At 41.4% G+C, this 17,109-nt stretch carries 13 protein-coding genes; 12 read left to right on the top strand and 1 reads right to left on the bottom strand.

Going from position 1 to position 17,109, the window contains the following annotated elements; all coding sequences use genetic code 11:
* Positions 1–125: 125 nt before the first annotated feature.
* The 12 genes from ACYQ2C_RS03570 to ACYQ2C_RS03625 all read left to right on the top strand — a co-directional run bounded on the left by ACYQ2C_RS03570 (position 126) and on the right by ACYQ2C_RS03625 (position 16,675).
* Positions 126–635: an OmpH/Skp family outer membrane protein gene (locus tag ACYQ2C_RS03570; protein WP_460052227.1), complete on the top strand. Its 510-nt coding sequence runs from the start codon at positions 126–128 to the stop codon at positions 633–635.
* Between the two features lie 22 nt (positions 636–657).
* Positions 658–1,686: a UDP-3-O-(3-hydroxymyristoyl)glucosamine N-acyltransferase gene (gene lpxD, locus ACYQ2C_RS03575; RefSeq protein ID WP_460052228.1), complete on the top strand. Its 1,029-nt coding sequence runs from the start codon at positions 658–660 to the stop codon at positions 1,684–1,686.
* Positions 1,687–1,731: 45 nt separating this feature from the next.
* Positions 1,732–2,169 (top strand): 3-hydroxyacyl-ACP dehydratase FabZ, encoded by a 438-nt coding sequence (gene fabZ, locus ACYQ2C_RS03580; RefSeq protein WP_460052230.1) that lies wholly within the window; start codon positions 1,732–1,734, stop codon positions 2,167–2,169.
* A gap of 36 nt (positions 2,170–2,205) precedes the next feature.
* Positions 2,206–2,982 (top strand): acyl-ACP--UDP-N-acetylglucosamine O-acyltransferase, encoded by a 777-nt coding sequence (gene lpxA, locus ACYQ2C_RS03585; RefSeq protein ID WP_460103362.1) that lies wholly within the window; start codon positions 2,206–2,208, stop codon positions 2,980–2,982.
* Positions 2,983–4,122, top strand: coding sequence for a lipid-A-disaccharide synthase (lpxB, locus tag ACYQ2C_RS03590; RefSeq protein ID WP_460103359.1), 1,140 nt, complete (start codon positions 2,983–2,985; stop codon positions 4,120–4,122). It abuts the gene before it with no gap.
* Complete coding sequence (gene rnhB / locus ACYQ2C_RS03595) at positions 4,122–4,733, top strand: ribonuclease HII (RefSeq protein ID WP_460052234.1); 612 nt, start codon at positions 4,122–4,124, stop codon at positions 4,731–4,733. Before lpxB ends, rnhB begins: the two co-directional genes overlap by 1 nt.
* A 534-nt stretch (positions 4,734–5,267) precedes the next feature.
* Positions 5,268–6,677, top strand: coding sequence for a hypothetical protein (locus tag ACYQ2C_RS03600; RefSeq protein ID WP_460103356.1), 1,410 nt, complete (start codon positions 5,268–5,270; stop codon positions 6,675–6,677).
* Between the two features lie 1,773 nt (positions 6,678–8,450).
* Positions 8,451–12,905 carry a S8 family serine peptidase gene (locus ACYQ2C_RS03605; RefSeq protein WP_460103353.1) on the top strand — a complete coding sequence of 1,485 codons (4,455 nt, stop codon included), beginning with the start codon at positions 8,451–8,453 and terminating at the stop codon, positions 12,903–12,905.
* A gap of 768 nt (positions 12,906–13,673) precedes the next feature.
* The gene (locus ACYQ2C_RS03610; protein ID WP_460052239.1) at positions 13,674–14,174 is read left to right on the top strand and encodes a hypothetical protein; all 501 of its coding nucleotides are present in this window, start codon (positions 13,674–13,676) and stop codon (positions 14,172–14,174) included.
* A 2-nt stretch (positions 14,175–14,176) separates the two neighbouring features.
* Positions 14,177–14,509 carry a hypothetical protein gene (locus ACYQ2C_RS03615; protein ID WP_460052240.1) on the top strand — a complete coding sequence of 111 codons (333 nt, stop codon included), beginning with the start codon at positions 14,177–14,179 and terminating at the stop codon, positions 14,507–14,509.
* A gap of 570 nt (positions 14,510–15,079) precedes the next feature.
* The gene (locus tag ACYQ2C_RS03620; RefSeq protein ID WP_460103350.1) at positions 15,080–15,697 is read left to right on the top strand and encodes a hypothetical protein; all 618 of its coding nucleotides are present in this window, start codon (positions 15,080–15,082) and stop codon (positions 15,695–15,697) included.
* Positions 15,698–15,739: 42 nt separating this feature from the next.
* On the top strand, positions 15,740–16,675 hold the full coding sequence (locus ACYQ2C_RS03625) for a rhomboid family intramembrane serine protease (RefSeq protein ID WP_460103348.1): 936 nt from the start codon (positions 15,740–15,742) through the stop codon (positions 16,673–16,675).
* A gap of 185 nt (positions 16,676–16,860) precedes the next feature.
* On the opposite strand, the gene ACYQ2C_RS03630 is transcribed toward ACYQ2C_RS03625, so the two are convergent.
* Positions 16,861–17,109, bottom strand: a 249-nt coding sequence (locus ACYQ2C_RS03630; protein WP_460103345.1) for a hypothetical protein, incomplete at its 5' end; no start/stop codon positions are given.

A 17,109-nucleotide genomic window follows, 5' to 3' on the forward strand; every position in this document is an offset into this window, starting at 1 on the left:
AGACGGTGATTAATTAAATTAGGCAAATTGGCAGTTAGTTTTGCAACTGGCTTGCAAAAATAGACTCCAACGGTCTTCTAATTGGGATTTTAAATTCATCGTCTGTGAAATCAGGAGCATTACACGTGTTAAATTTCAAGACCTTCGCGGCATTCGTAGTTTCTACCTTCGTTTCTTTTTCTGCATTTGCAGAGGGCAAAGTTGCTGTTTTCAATTTTGAGAAAGCTATCTTGAGCACCGAAGCTGCTAAAAAAGCGAGTGCTTCGCTATCGGCAGATCCTGAGTTTGCGGCGTTACAAGCTAAATACGAAGGTTTAATTGCAGAGCTGCAAGCCCTTCGTGAAGAGCAGCAAACCAAAGGTATCACTTGGGATGCGAATCAACAGGCAGAACACCGCAAAAATGTTGAATACAAACGCGCTGATTTAGAGCTTGCTCAAAAGAAACTACAAGCCGAGCAAAATGCTGCGGTACGTGGTTTGTTACAAGAGTTTGAAACCAAAACCAAAACGGCACTTGAAGAAGTTATCAAGGCTCAGGGTATATCAGTCGTATTAAATTCGAGCCAAGTCTATTTTGTTGATCCGGCGGCAGACATTACCGCTTTAGTTACTGAGAAATTAAACAAAAAATAATACGATTTGGGACCGAATCTCAATGTTATTAGGTGATATTGCAAGCGCTATTGGAGCAGAGCTTGTTGGTGATGACTCGTTAAATATAGTGGGTATCGCAGACCTCGAACGAGCACAGCCAAATCAATTGGCATTTGTAGCCCGATCTGCGTTTGCTAAATATTTACCTGAAACAAAAGCCGGAGTGGTTATCCTTACTCAGGAGCTCGCCGATCAGTCGAGCTTCTCTGGCAATAAGTTAATTTGCAGCAATCCGTACTTGGCTTACGCTCAGGTGAGCCAATTTTTCGATCCGTTTTCTACTCCCGAGGCTGCAAACATTCATGCCACTGCGATAGTTGCTGAATCCGCCGTTATTGGCAGTGATGTAATTGTTGGCGCTAACGCAGTCATTGAAGACGGTGTAAAAATTGGTGCAGGTACCCGAATCGGTGCTAACAGTTTTATTGGTAAACACACGCAAATTGGTGACAACTGTCTTATTCATTCTAACGTTGTCATTTACCACGAAATAGAAATCGGTCATCGCGTTATCATTCATAGTTGTGCTGTGATTGGTGCCGATGGTTTTGGGTTTGCACCTAAACCCAGCGGCTGGCAGAAAATACACCAGTTGGGTGGTGTCGTTATTGGTAATGATGTTGAAATTGGTGCAACTACAGCGATAGATCGTGGCGCTCTCGGCGATACCGTTCTTGCAGATGGTGTTAAGCTCGATAACCACATTCACATTGCTCATAACGTGGAACTTGGCAAAAACACCGCTATTGCGGCCTTTTGTGGTATTGCTGGCAGCACCAAAATTGGCGCCAACTGTACCATTGCTGGAATGGTCGGATTTGCAGGTCATTTAACCATTTGCGATAACGCACATTTTACCGGTAAAACCATGGTGGCCTCCGATATTTCAGAACCGGGCGTCTACTCTTCGGGTATTCCGTGTATGCCAGCTCAACAGTGGCGTAAAAATGCGATTCGCATAAGTAAGCTTGATGAAACTGTTCGTCAGGTTCGTCGCCTCGAAAAAATAATTAGTAAATTTAGTGATTAATAGAATTCGCGGTTTGACCCGTTGAATGAGAGTAAGGCCAAAAAAATGATGGACGTGAATGAAATTCGCAAGTATCTACCACACCGCTATCCGTTTTTGTTGGTGGATCGTGTATTAGAGTTAGTCCCCGACGAGTCCATTGTCGCATATAAAAATATTTCGGCTAACGAAGATGTCTTTAATGGCCACTTCCCTCAGCTTCCTATTTTTCCAGGCGTTATGATTGTCGAAGCGCTTGCGCAAGCATCGGGCGTTTTAGGTTTCAAATCATTAGAAAAAACACCGCAAGATGGATCTTTGTATCTGCTTGCCGGTATCGATGATGTTCGCTTTAGACGACAAGTTACTCCAGGTGACCGCTTGATGCTTGAGTCAAAAGTGGTATCTGTTAAGCGCGGTATTTGGAAGTTTGACGCGAAAGCCTCAGTAGATGGTGAGTTAGCTTGTTCCTGCGTCATTATGTGCGCTGATCGCAAAGTATAAATTCAACCTTCATATAGCAAATTTCTGGGAAATCCTGTGAGTTTAATCGACCCACGCGCAATCATTGATCCCTCCGCTATTATTGACGAAGACGTTACTGTTGGCCCTTGGTCGATTATTGGCCCTAACGTAACAATTGGTGCAGGCTCAGTTATTGAGTCGCACGTTGTTATTAAAGGCCCAACGGTAATTGGCAAGAATAACCGTATTTATCAATTTTCGACCATTGGCGAAGACACTCCCGATCTTAAATATCAGGGCGAGCCTACTCGTTTGGTGATCGGCGATAACAACGTTATTCGTGAAGGCGTCACCATTCATCGCGGAACGGTTCAAGACCGCTTTGAAACCACTATCGGTGATCACAATTTAATCATGGCCTACGCTCATGTTGGTCACGACAGTGTCATTGGTAATCATTGTATTCTTGTTAATAATTCAGCATTAGCCGGACATGTAGTGGTGCATGATTGGGCAATCCTCGGTGGATTTACCCTAGTGCATCAGTTTTGTCATATTGGCGCCCATTGCTTTACCGGAATGGGAAGTGCTATAGGTAAAGATGTTCCAGCATTTGTTATGGTGACTGGAAATCCTGCTGCGGCAAAAAGTATCAATGCCGAAGGCTTGCGTCGTCGCGGATACACCAAAGAAGAAATCGCCGCGATTAATAAAGGCTTTAAAATAATTTACCGTCGAGGTCTTACTGTAGAAGAAGCCTTAGTTGAGCTTGCGTCCTTGGCCGAAACAGTGCTTGCGGTTAACTTGTTGATCGAATCTCTTAAATCTTCCAAGCGAGGAATTGTGCGCTAAATGGATAAAACCTTGCGCATTGGTCTGGTGGTGGGTGAAGCCTCCGGTGATACGCTCGCCGTAGGCCTCATGAAAGAAATAAAAAAACGCTATCCAGATGCAATCTTTGAAGGTATTGGTGGACCTAAAATGATTGCACAAGGCTTTAACAGCTTTTTCGATCAAGAACGCTTGGCGGTGATGGGTTTAATTGAACCGCTAAAACGTTTGCCCGAATTATTAAAAATACGGCGAGAAATTATTCAGTATTTTTCAGAGCACCGGCCAGATGTATTCGTTGGTGTAGACTCGCCGGATTTTAATCTTACCATCGAAGAAAAACTTCGCGCACAAGGCATTAAAACTACTCACTACGTTAGTCCTTCAGTTTGGGCTTGGCGTCAAGGCCGAGTTAAAAAAATCGCTAGAGCCTGTGATTTAATGCTAACGCTTCTGCCTTTTGAAGCGGAGTTTTATAAAGATCATAATGTTGCCGTCGAGTTTGTAGGTCACCCCTTAGCAAATGAATTTACTCATTTGCACAGTCAAACCGCCGCCCAACAACAGCTACATCTTAAACCAACCGCAAAAACCATCGCCATAATGCCCGGTAGCCGCGAAGCTGAAGTTCGCTTAATTGCACCAGAGTTTTTGCAGGCGGCGGCAATTATTCACGCCGTAGATTCTGAGTTTCAGTTTGTCATTCCCGCAGCGAACGAAAAGCGCTTTGCGCAATTGCAAGAATTACTCAAGCAATATGATTCGTTGCCTGTTACCTTAGTTTTGAAGCAGTCTAAAGAAGCCATGATGGCTTCAAACTTCGTTATGATTGCATCGGGCACCACAACACTTGAGGCCATGCTGCTCGGTAAACCGATGGTAATTGGTTATCGCATGGCATGGTTGAGCTTTCAAATTATGAAAGCACTGGCAAAAATAAAACACGTGGGTTTACCCAATTTGTTGGCCGGCAAAACCATTGTGCCCGAATTATTGCAAAATGATTTATCGGCTCAAGGCGTTGCCGATGTTGCATTAGAAGCGTTTTCCAACCCGAATAAAACCGAACTGCTCACCGAAGAATTCCATCGCCTGTCTCAACAATTACGTCAAAACGCAAATTTGAAGGCGGCGGACGCCATTTTAAAACTCATCTCTTAATGTCAAAACAATACGAAATATTTATTCCGAAATATTCCGGCCAGTTAATGGCTGGTGTCGATGAAGTTGGTCGCGGCCCTTTAGCAGGAGATGTTGTTACCGCAGCGGTTATTCTTGACAGAAATAATCCAATAGAAGGTTTGCGCGATTCTAAAAAATTATCCGAAAAAAAACGTGAAATTCTCTTTGAAGAAATACAACAAAAAGCCCTAGCTTTTAGTATTGCCAGAGCCAGTGTTGACGAAATCGACACACTTAATATTTTACAGGCAAGTTTATTGGCTATGGCACGAGCAGTCGAAACGTTACCCATTCAGCCTGAATACGTGTTGGTGGACGGTAATAAATTACCCAAATGGACTTATGCGAGCGAAAGCGTAGTGGGTGGTGACGATCGAGTTGATTGTATTGCAGCGGCGTCGATTTTAGCAAAGGTCACTCGTGATCGTGAAATGATCGCTTTTGATGATCAGTTTCCGGGTTATGGATTTGCCGGACATAAAGGCTATCCCACTAAAAAACATCTAGAAGCCATGGATAAGCTCGGTATTTGCGAGATTCACCGACGATCCTATGGTCCAGTTAAAATACGTATTGGAACCTCTGACTAAATCACCCAGGAATTGGTTAGAGGTTTCTATAAAATAATCTTGTTCTAAAGGCTTAATAACATCATTTATTTAAGCTTTTATTATTTTTATAAATGAGTTAATAAAAAATATTTTGACGTGTGGCAAGTCTAGCGCCGACTATCGATATTTTCTCTAAATCTGATAATTCTAAGAGTTGCGATCTATTAGATTGCAGTTTTCAATTTTTCGTTAATATATTCTTTGTTTCTCCATGATTTTTCTCACAGGCGTCATTTAAGCTCGCGAAATATTTTTTTACACGAAAATTCTTATTTATTGAAATTCTACTTAGGTAATGCCTGTCTGTTAATGTCTGTTCGTTAATGAAGGCGTTATAAATTTTAATTGAGTATGCAGCAGAATTTTTACCTTTCTTCACTAACTTATTAAGGGTTGGTTCAGTAATAAAATAAGAACCCTGTTTAACGATGGTTCTTATTTTTCTTTCAGTTTTGATTAAGTTTTTATTTGCTTAAATTGCGCGATCTATTTCATCTAAAAAGGAATGCCAATGTGCTGTTTGGAAAAAATAATCATATAAAATCTCTACTGGTCGTTGGTGTGCTTTCATTCGGCTTATCTGCGTGTGGGGGTGGTGGCGGAGGTGGTGGAGATGCAGAGGACGGGTATTTTCGCTTTGTTAATATTTCTTCTAATGCGCCAGATGTTCAGCTAGCGATTGATGAGAGTGTTTTTACCCAAGAAGGTTTTGGAGAATCCAGTAATTTAGATAATTTAGAGCCCGATACCTATGAATTACGGTTCAATTTAGTTCTTCCAAATTCGGTAGAAGAACAATTCATTTCTGACAACGATTTAATTGTTCGTGAAAATGAAATATCTACCTATGTGCTTTATGGTGACATTAGTAATCCCGAAGAAATGGTTATTACCACATCGGTTGAAGATATTTTCGATCCAGACTTTGATATTGATGTCGGTCGCGTACAATTTTTTCATTCCGCAGAAACGCTCGGTGATGTGGATGTTTATGTAGTCGATGCCGGTGACGATTTATTAAATCAGTCGCCAGATTTATTTTTATTGTACGAAGATGTATCAGAGGCTATTGATTTTGATATTGGCGACTATAAAATTATTGTTACAGAAGCCGGTACGCAAAATATATTAATTGAATCGGATAATATTGATATTAATTTTGGCGAGTCTTACATTTACTGCATCGTATCCGTGCCTAGCGAGGCATCCGATATACCAAGATATCGCTTGGTCGAATTGGACGAAGGCAGTGCGCGGGTATTGGCTAATGATGCGCAACCAACTTATCTTCGATTTAATAACGCCATTGCCGACATAGATTCTGTCGATATTTATTTTGATTCTATAGATGGTGGTGTTGAAGCCGCATTAATTGCAAATACCGAGTTTGGAGACATTAGTGCGCAAATAGCCGTTGAAATTGAAGATATTGATCGCGGCGACAGTCACGAATTATTTATTCTGGATTCTGCCACACAAGAAGTCTTGGATAGTTTTGACATCGACATAGATCCTGATCGACAAATTCTAATTACCGCGGCAGGTTTGAGCGAAGGTACCAGTGACGAACGTATTCGTTTGAATTCCATCAGTGAAGATTTACGAGCTATCAATACCCACGCGCGTATTATTTATACACACGCTATTGGTCAAGAGCGTGATGACTCTCTGGAATTTTTATTGGTAGAAGACGGATCAGATCCAGATGCTTTTAATCCGCAAGTTACCCTGAGTTATTTAGCCAGTCGAGAATTTGAGATCGAACCCGGCGATTACAATATTTTTGTCTTTAACCAAGATACTGGCGCATTACTCATTGAGCATGAGCTGAATGGCTTAAATCGAGGCGATATCGTTAATTTAACCGCAACAGAAGCAGAAGGTGGTAGTACTCCTTATGTTCTTCAGGAGATTGAAAATTAAATCTACTTTCTGTTAAGTCTCATTCTTTTTGTATTGAACCCCCTGATTAACTCCGCCATGATTTAATCAGGGGCCAGAAATTAACCATGCGATTGTCAATGGCATTAAGCAGTCTCTGATCACTTCATACGTATCTGTTACCATTTCTGTCAAATTCAATTTTAAATTAAAGCGTTAATAAATTGGTGGTAACTCAGCTACTCGCAATTATCGCGAGGCGATTACTAACAACGTCGGTTTTACATTTGACTAATCTGTAATCTAACCTCGTCTGTTCCTTAATTACCGACAATAACCAGCCATAGAGAATTTTAAAAAGCTTGCCTGATTGTAGATTTAACACCGGTAATTGTGTCTATGCCGCAGGTGTTGAACGCTGTTTTATGTAATTGCATTTGAATTAAAAGATCATTGACTAAAAAAATCTTTTGTATTACATGCTGGCTTTATGAGTCCTTTTGGTCATTGAAGCTTTTGAAGAGATAAGATTAGACCAAAACAGAGTAATTGTTATATGCATAAGCGTATTTTCCGGTCTATGCACTAACTGTTTTTATGACTGAAAATATCGGTATCGCTTTAAGACGATGAGTGACTGGCTTGATCGTCAAATCCCACAATATCCATCATGCTCTAATTCGTGCTTTGGTCTGAGAGATATTTGTTGTCATTCAGTTGATTTCTGTCGCAGTCACACTTTGTACAAGAATACTTTGAATAACCTTATGTTGCTAATTTCAAGCTCAATCAACGATAGAGATTGTTAATAAATAGGAAATCACATTGCTTACCTCTATCTTCTGATTAAATTAACACGTTGTTAGTGGTGATTGGTCTGACGTTTAGATATTGTATTTAACTATCAAAAAAACTTTTTGCTGAATAAATTTCGTCTTAGGCATTTTCTATTAGGCTTGGCACTATGATTCTATTTTCAGCTGTCGCTGCCGTTTGGTAGCCATTTTTAGTGTGAAAAAAACGTGTTTATGACTATTTTTTTATTTCGCGCGCAAAGTATTTTTTAATTGTGGTAAATAAGTGTTAAGCTTCGTCTGCATTTATTTTAAAAAGATTGAGTTTCGTTCTTCAATTTATTCAAGGAATTAAGTTTTCCAAAATCATCAGGTTATTTCTGTCAGGTTAGAAATCTTTTTAGGCTGAAAAGTGTGCTCCATCTCACATTCGTAATTCGCTAATTATTTAAATTAATTAAAAGTAATTTCTTTAGCCCTAAATTGTAACCTTTGAGGTGCAGCAATAAGCGACCGTCTTATTTGAGTCATGCACGCACTCGGTTTTTTTTCATTAAAAGTTTTAATTATTTATTGATGATAAATGTTGGCAATTAGTAGCAATTATTTTTTTTGTGGTAAAAATAACAAAGAATATTCGTTGCTAAAATTCTAGTTATTTTTTCTTTATTTGGTCAGCTTTTGTGTTGGAGCAATTCCTTCATAAAGCAAGCTTGATAATAGAATCGAAAATTCTACCAATCGCTATTATTTTTCGGATTTTATTTTAACTTTTTTTATTCAGTTTGTTGTGCACTAAGACACCGTACTTAAGTATGTTAATTCTTAGATGACGGTATTGATTAAATGTCGAATTGGACGGCGTTTAACAAGGAAATAAAACAACTGCAGCGATGATTTATTCAATCCAATAAATGCAGTGACAAAAGGGATAACCCGCGGTTTTTATAAAAATCATAGGTTTAACGTCCACTCACTCAAATTTCCCATTGGGCAACCTTAGGGATTAACGAGGTCAATAATGAAAAAGCAATTAATTACCCTCGCCTCGGCGTCGGTGTTAATGTTAGGTGGCATCAGTGCTTACACTGCCACAACATTAACCTCCGCGTCGTCGACCGGTACTAGCGCAAGTGTCGCTACCCGCGGATGGCAGGCAGCAGCACCCGCTAAAAAAGATATTTCTGTACAGCGCGCTTCTCGTGTATTTACACCCGAGAAAGGCGTAGAAGGAATGCAAAAGTACATCGTTCGTTTCGACGAAGAACCTCTGGCGATGTACGAAGGTGATATTCCTGGCCTGGCCGCAACTCGTGCCAGCATGACTCGTAAAGCCGGTAATCGCGATGCAGCGCGTTTAGATATGCACACGCCTGCCGCCGAAGCTTATATGAGCTATCTACATGATCGCCATGTAGAGATGGAAGACAAGATGAACCTCCAAGTTGGTCGTAAAATGGAGGTTGTATACAACTATCGCGTTGCGTTAAACGGTATGACCGTACGCATGACTCAAGACGAAGCAATGGAACTGGCTAAGGTGCCGGGCATTGCCAAAATCCAGCGCGACTACGAAGGTTTCCTAACCACCGATCGTGGTCCTACCTACATTGGTGCTCCGCAAATTTGGGACGGTTCTGCCACTGGCCTTGACGCCATGGGTGAAGGCATCGTTATCGGCATGATGGACAGCGGAATTAATGGGGATCACCCATCATTCGCAACTATCGGTGCCGATGGCTATGTTCACACCAATCCTTTAGGTGACGGTGTATTCCTTGGCGAATGTGACCCAACCAGCGATCTATTCAATCCAGAGGTTGTGTGTACCAATAAATTGATTGGTCGCTACCTATTCATCGACGCAAACCCTACAGAAGATTCTTCTGAAGATACCGATGGTCACGGTACTCACACCTCCAGTACCGCTGGCGGTAACTTCACCAGAGCAACTGTGTTTGACGCAGAAGGTTCACCAACTGGCCTTGAGTTAAACATTTCCGGTGTTGCGCCACACGCAAACATTATTACTTTCCAAGTGTGTGCGCCTGGTTGTGCAACCAGTGACCGTGTTGCGGCTGTAGAGCAAATAATCTCTGATGGTTTGGTTGACGTTATCAACCACTCAATCGGCTCAAATACGCCAATTAACTCTTCTCCATGGGAAGACGCAATGGCGTTGTCATTCTTGTCTGCACGTGCTGCCGGTATCACCGTCGCCAACTCTGCGGGTAATAATGGCCCAGACGCTTCAACTCTAGGCAGCCCTGGTGCTCCTTGGATTACTCACTCTGGTGCCTTCACTCACGATCGCGAAATTTCTACCAAGTTCATGACCGATATGACCGGTGGTCTTTCAGCACCTTCAGACATCGAAGGTCGTGCTGTGACCGGTGGTTACGGTCCTGCGCCAGTAGTTTACGCGGGTGATTTCGATAACGGTGACGCAGATCCTGCTCAGTGTTTAGTGCCATTCCCAGCGGGTACCTTCAACGGCGAAATCGTAATGTGTGATCGCGGTGCAATCGCGCGTGTTGATAAATGTATCAACGTTCGTGACGGCGGCGCAGGCGGTTGTATTCTTGCGAACGTTGCCGGCGGTTCCGACAGCCTAAACAACGATGCGCACGTTCTTCCTGCTATTCATATCGATATCGCAGCAGGTAACGCGGTACGTGATTGGTTAGCAGAAGGTACCGACCACACCGCGATCATCTCTAGCAACTTGCAGCAGTTCGGCTCTAATGCCGCCAATGCCGCGATTGCAGCAGATTTCACCTCGCGTGGTCCTAACCTGAGCCAAGATTACCTACCAATTACTGTGGGTTCTCCTGGCGTTGACGTTTACGCAGCATTCCGCAACGGCATTGAGTTCAGCTTCCTAAGCGGTACCTCAATGGCAAGCCCTCACACTGCGGGTTCTTCAGTACTGTTAAAACAACTTCACCCAGATTGGACTGACGCTGAAATTCTTTCTGCTTTAGCAACAACCGCAAGCGTTGCGGCCATGAAAGAAGACGGCGTAACCCCAGCCGATCCGTTTGATGTTGGTGGCGGTATGGTTCAAGTTGCAGAAGCTGCGAAAGCCGGTCTTCTACTTGACGAAACCGTTGCAAACTTCCAAGCAGCTGATCCTGCATTGGGTGGTGATCCTAAAGCACTAAACCTTCCAGGCATGGTTAACCGTGAATGTTTAATTGAGTGTTCATGGACTCGTACCTTCGAAGCCACCCAAGCTGGCAGCTGGACCGTTTCTGCGTCTGCGGCCAACATTACTGTTTCTCCAACCACCTTCTCTCTAGTTCCGGGCGAAATGCAAACCATCACCATCAATGTTGATGCGTCTGCTCTAGCCGAAGGTGTTTGGGCTCACGAAACTGTAAACCTAGTTCCATCATCTGCGGCTCTTCCAGAGCAACATTTGACGGTTTCGGTATTGCCAGCCGCTGGTCAAATTCCAGACATCATTCAAGCAACCGCCGTTCGTAACGCCGATTCTTTCGTGGTAGAAGATATCACCAGTATCGCAATTACCGATCTGCAGGTGTCTGTTAGCGGCCTAGCACCAGCAAGCGAAGAAACCTTCGAATTGCTTGGTGACAGCGACAACAGCTCACCATTTGATGATCTAACCGACGGTGTTGTATTCAGCTTGTTAAGCGTTCCAGCTGATGCCGACCTATTGGTTGCATTCACCGAAGACGAAACCTCAGAATCACCAGACCTTGATTTGTACGTAGGTCTTGATACTGATGGCGACGGCTTACCAAGCGCTGGCGAGCTAGTGTGTGTAAGTGCTTCTGCGACTGCATCTGAAACCTGTAACGTCGATGAGCCAACCGAAGGCACATGGTGGGTATTGGTTCAAAACTGGCAGGCATCTGCAAACCCTCCAGACAGCTTCGTGCTTAGCACTGCGGTATCTGCGGGTGATGCAGGCAACCTAGCTGTTGACGCACCATTTTCTGTTCCTGCGCTTGAGCCATTCGATCTTCGCATCATTTGGAACTTGCCAGAAACTGCACAACCGGGCGATCTATTCTTCGGTGCCATCACCATTGGTTCTGATGCAGACAACCCAGATAACTTCGGTACCATCCCAGTTATCATCACGCGTGGCGAAGACGACGTAACCTTCACCGCAAGCACTGACATTGCCGAAGTCGGCGACAGCATTGCATTCAGCGCTGAAATTCAACCTAACTTCACCACAGAAGATCGTACCTACGAAATTACTGCGGCTATTCCTCCAGGCTTCAGCGTGGTTGATGGTTCAGTAACCGAAGGTGGCGTAGTTAGCGGCGACAGCATCGTATGGACTGTTGAAATGCCATCATTGGCAAACGCAGAACCAAGCTACGTTGCCGTAACCAGTGAAGAAGACCCAGCGTGTGCGATTCCATTCGCAAACAGCGGTGCCTACACTGACCTTGAAGCATTTGGCATCTTCCCAGATACCACCATTGTTGGTGATAGCGTTACCTTCAACGCCTTCCCAGGTCAAAACTTCAACTTCTACGGACGCAGTTTTGTTGGCGGCTTAAGCCTAACCGATGATGGCTTCATCTTCTTCGAATCAACCGCTGGCCCATCTCCGTTCATTAACGAAGCAATTCCAAGCTCAACCGAACCAAATGACCTAATCGCTGCGCTATGGCGCGACATGATCATCCCAACACCAAGTGCAACTCCTGGCTCTGTTGTGGGTGTATCTCTAGCGACTGCCGGACCAGATCTAACCTTGATCGAATTCGACAACATGGAAATTTGGCCGGGCGGCCTTGGCGATAGCATCGACTTTGCCGTAGCAATCTCTGGCGTGGTTGACGATACCCCTGGGGTATACGAAATCATGACGGCGTTCGATAACGTAAACGTTACCGAAACCTTCGGCACCATCGGTGTAGAAAACCAAACTGGTACCGCAGGTACACAAGTCTTCTTCGAAGACATCGCAGTAACCAGCGGCATGGCAATCTGTTACGACTTGGTACAACCACCATCTGATTCAGTGGTACTTTCTTACGAACTTACCGTTGACCCAGTAGCCGTTGGCACCGACGTAGTTGCAACCCTAACCAGCGAAGTGGATGTTATTGGTACCGAAGCGGTTACCCTAGAAGCACCAATCTCTGTTGAAGGCGAGCCACTACCAGTCTTTACCGGTGAATTCCAAGGTTCAATTACCTCAACCCGTCCAATTCTTCGTGGCCTACCAATCTTGGTAGAATTCGAATTATTCGACAACGGCGTAATTACAACCGAACCAGACCTAACCTTCGTAGTTGTTGACGAAGACGGCGACGTTGTTTACACCGCAAGCGGCAAAACCTTCCGCTTCAGCGATGCATACTTCCGCTTAATGCCAACTGGTCGACTACCTGTAGGCGACCTAACCATTAAAGCAGTAGTAGATGACACCGTAGTAGCCGAAGAAGAATTTACCATCAGAAAATTTAAATTCTTCTTTTGGTAAGCCAATAAACCAAAACGAAACGCTGCGTTAAACCAGCGTTTCTAAAAACGGTTTGATAAAAAATCCCCGCCTAGTGCGGGGATTTTTTTTGTTTTAAAGAAAAAAATAATAACGCGTAAAAATTAAATGCAAAAAATTCGAATAGAAAATTTTTTTGTTAGAAATTAAAGGACGATGAAATTATGTAAAATGAATATCGTGCCATAATAATTGAAAAGTTGACTAAATAAGACTTTCAATATAGCGTTCAGAACAATCATTATGGATATACATGACAGATGACTAAGTTGCGATTGCTCAGCAATTTACCGGAGCTTTGTGAATAGACATGATTTTATTACTCAGGTTTTGGAGAGGACGTTGCGATCACCAAAGAAATGAATTGAAAATACATGAATTAATAACTTGGCGTATATTAGCATCTCAGATTTTTACTCCAAAGTTATATCCAAGAGTATCCCTGTCTTCCAAGTGACTTAGGTATTGCTATACACTCGTTTTTGTCTAATTTAAGTTTTAGCAAAAAGTGAGGGCGTATAATAAAAAGGATCATGTAGAATCAAAATCACTTAGAGATAAAGCATCCAATATCAAAAACCTGTAGGCGAAGTGTTTGAAAAAGGGGGTAAGCCTAGAAAAATTCCGAACAAAAAAACGGGAATAATCAAGTTATTGATGCTAATAAACACTAGATGACTCACAGGTATAAGTTTAAATACAGCATTAAGTGTCCGTGTATCGAGAGGTAAATTTTCAACCGGAGGAAAAGTGAAGAAAAAATTAGAAGACAGTAAATATACTATATTGGGGCCAGATGATCTTTGGAAATTTTATACCGGATTGTCAGGAGTATATCGTGGTGGCGGTAACTCTTCTGATTCAAAAATATTGCGTTCCAGTGGGCCAAGAGCGAAAGACGTGACGGTAATTTATGACCCTGATCATGAAATAGAGATGGTCATTCCTAATCCAAGTAAAGGTCTTTCATTCGCAAGTAATATCGAGAAATTATCCAAAAATCCTATCATATCTGGACATGTATGGATATTACCAAAAGGAGAAAGTTTACCTGAAGGATTGGTTTTTAATGTTAAAGACTTCGCTCATCCGCTTTTGAATGTTTCTCGCAAAATGTCATTAGCTGAATTCTCTGAAAAACTTCGAGTGTTGGCTGGCAAGCTCAAGCCTACAAGGGTGAAGATAGAAAAAGGAACTGGTCGTATAATTGAAGAATACCCCGGAGCTCTTGAAAAAGCAGAGGCAAGCTAGTTATGTCCAAAAGAAATATTTATTTACCTAATGAACTCGTTAAGGAGTTGGGTGAAATTGTAAGTAATCAAGGATACGAAGCTTTATTTCATGTATTTAGAAATGTTGATTTGGATACTTCTGAATATTTATCGATAGACGAAACTGACGCAAAGTTACTAATTCGACTGGCAGATATAGAAATGTCGAAAGCAATTTTAATGTACCCTTTTAATGATGACGAAGTAGAAAATTACAATCCTGAACATGAAGAAAAATACGACGATGTAATGATGGGTATTTATGAAAAAACTTATTATTACATACAGTCTGAATTTGAGGGGTTAAAGAGTTAAAATCTCCAACGCATTAGTGCTCAAAGAATCGTGTCAATTTTTGCTAGTTTTAACACAAGGTTGGCACGAGATTCGAGTGATTGCTATAAATAATAATATCATTCTGCTACATGGAATTAATTATCCGATAAATGCAGAAAGGTTATTCATCTTCATAGAAATTCAGAATCTGAGCATCTCTTCGAGTAGAAATATCTAATAAATCTATAGTTCATAACCTAGATATCTTGTTGTGGTCGCTGATATAGGTATTAAAAGTTAGAGGTCTGAGAGCAGTAGAGTTAGGAGCATGAAGGGCTAAAGTGCTGAGTCTATTTCTTTGTAAAACACGTTATTTTTGCATGTGAGAGCCTTGAGGATGATGCGGAAATTTTCTGAAAATATAACGACAAATAAGCGTTAAATGTAAAAAATAGTTGCTTCTCGCTAAGTTTTTCTATGATCAAGTTGAACGCATAAGATAGCGGTGAGGTAACAAATTAGTAGAGTGTTATTTGTTAACTTGGGCTGTGATGAAAATCAATTTTCATTGGGCGGTAATAAATATGTTTATGTGGAATATTTACGATAATGGATGTTTTAGAAAAACTTGCTGAGAAAAACCGGCGTCACAATCAACAACAAAGGATTAACCGCCGAAAACGTTTTCCAAAAATACTGGTGATGACAATTGCTTTTGCCGCTTGGGTTTCGATTTTTATCTTTCTGAACATAGATACCTACAATCCAGAGAGCTTTCCTTTTTGGGGGATATCTAAGCAAATTTGGCTTGCGGCGATGATTCTGAGTATAGGTACCGGATTGGTCTTCATTACCTACAGTTGCTCGTTTATATTATGGATCCTTTGGCTCGCGAAGCGTATTGTTGTGAGAACTTTGCTGCTTAAAATTTCGATAATAATGTTTATGTCACTCGGGCTGGGGTTTTTATTTATTGGTTTTGGCTTTGGCTTTGGCTTATATCTTGATCATATTATTAGAGACAATATTTCGTCAATAACAGTTTTTTTTGAATTTGGTTTTGATAAAACACCGAGGTTAATAGAAGTTTTTCTTAATTTTGTTATTTCTACTGCCTCAATGTTTTTAGTGGTGATTGAATGTCTGGTTGTATCTGCTCCTTTTGGGGAAAGGAGAAAGCCCTTCGAGCTTTTAGGAAGTAAGGCAAGTAATGATGATAATTTTTAATATCTATTAAAACTAATTTTTATTCTAAGGAGAGTGCTTTAATTGTTTCTTCCATATAGCTTAGATCTTCCCTACCGCCAGAGATTAGATTTGCGCGGTTACCCGTTTTTTACCATGGTGTTTGGTGTCGCTTGTATAGTTATATTTACCTTGCAGGTTTTTAGCGAACTTGCATACAAAGAAGCTATTATTAATTATTGCCAAGATGAGTTAACTGCTAGTGTAAAGCCGATTCTTGAGAAGTTAGGCTCTGAGAGTGTATTTGATACTTGTGTTAGCTTTATGGTTAAGTGGGACATAAATTACGATAGCAAATCATTGGATTTTTTTGCTTATAAAGCTCAACTTTCACTGCAAGAAGAACAGATCTTAGCAGATGAGTTAAAGCGTTTTAATTTGATTGTTGTTGATGATCCGCTAACTGCAAAGTGGTGGCATAACCCTCTCAATTCAAACCTTATTCAATACATTACGTCCTCTTTTTTACACGCAGATTGGAAGCATTTATTATTTAATTTAATCTTCTTTTTTGCATTTTCGGTGACCATCGAAAAATTAATAGGCAGTGTATTCTATCTTGCGTTTTTTCTGTTGTGTTGTTACACAACCGGCGTGGCGTATGAATCTGGTGTGTTTGGTGTTTATGGCTACAAACCTACCATAGGTTTATCTGGAATGGTAGCGGGGCTAATGGCGTTAACAGCATTCGTATATCCACTGAAAAAAATGAAAATTTTTGTTTGGGTCTTAGTGCTAGTTACTACGGTTAGAGTTTCTGTTATTTTAATTGTTGGGTTTTATATATTTTCCGATATGTATGGTTTGGCTTATCTAGCTGAAGAAAGCAATATTAATTATGTGTCTCACCTGGCAGGTTCTGTTACCGGTCTTTTTGGTGCTTTACTTTATTATGCTTTCAAATATTTCAGGCGAAATGAGGTTGGCGTTAAAGGTCTAGAAAAGAACGAAGATTTGTAGTTTTTTGTATTAAGTTGAGTTTTTTGATGGGCTTCTAGGAGTCTTCTGTATAGGTCTAAATTGAGAATAGAGAATACGGCCGATTGGAATTGGTTTTTCGGTGGATATGATTTTATTGATGGTCTTGATGCCCTACATAATATTTAACTTGGCTATATCGAAGAGACGTAAGAGATTTGAAGAGGTTAATTATGAGCTTGAGCGTCATCGTAGCAAACCCAATGGTTGTATTCTTTCTGGTATTTTATTTTTAATCTATGGCGATGTTTTACTGTTTTTAGAAAGTTAATTTCACCTTTAGGGATTGCTTCAGGTTTAAATCCAAATAGCGACTCAAGAATTAGAAACTTCTTTGTACGCGGTTTCAGATAATAAGTGCAATTGGTAGTTGAGAGGCCAGCTGGTAGAGTCAGCACCTCTCCCGACCAAGAGAA

Source organism: Sessilibacter sp. MAH3, assembly GCF_054658275.1.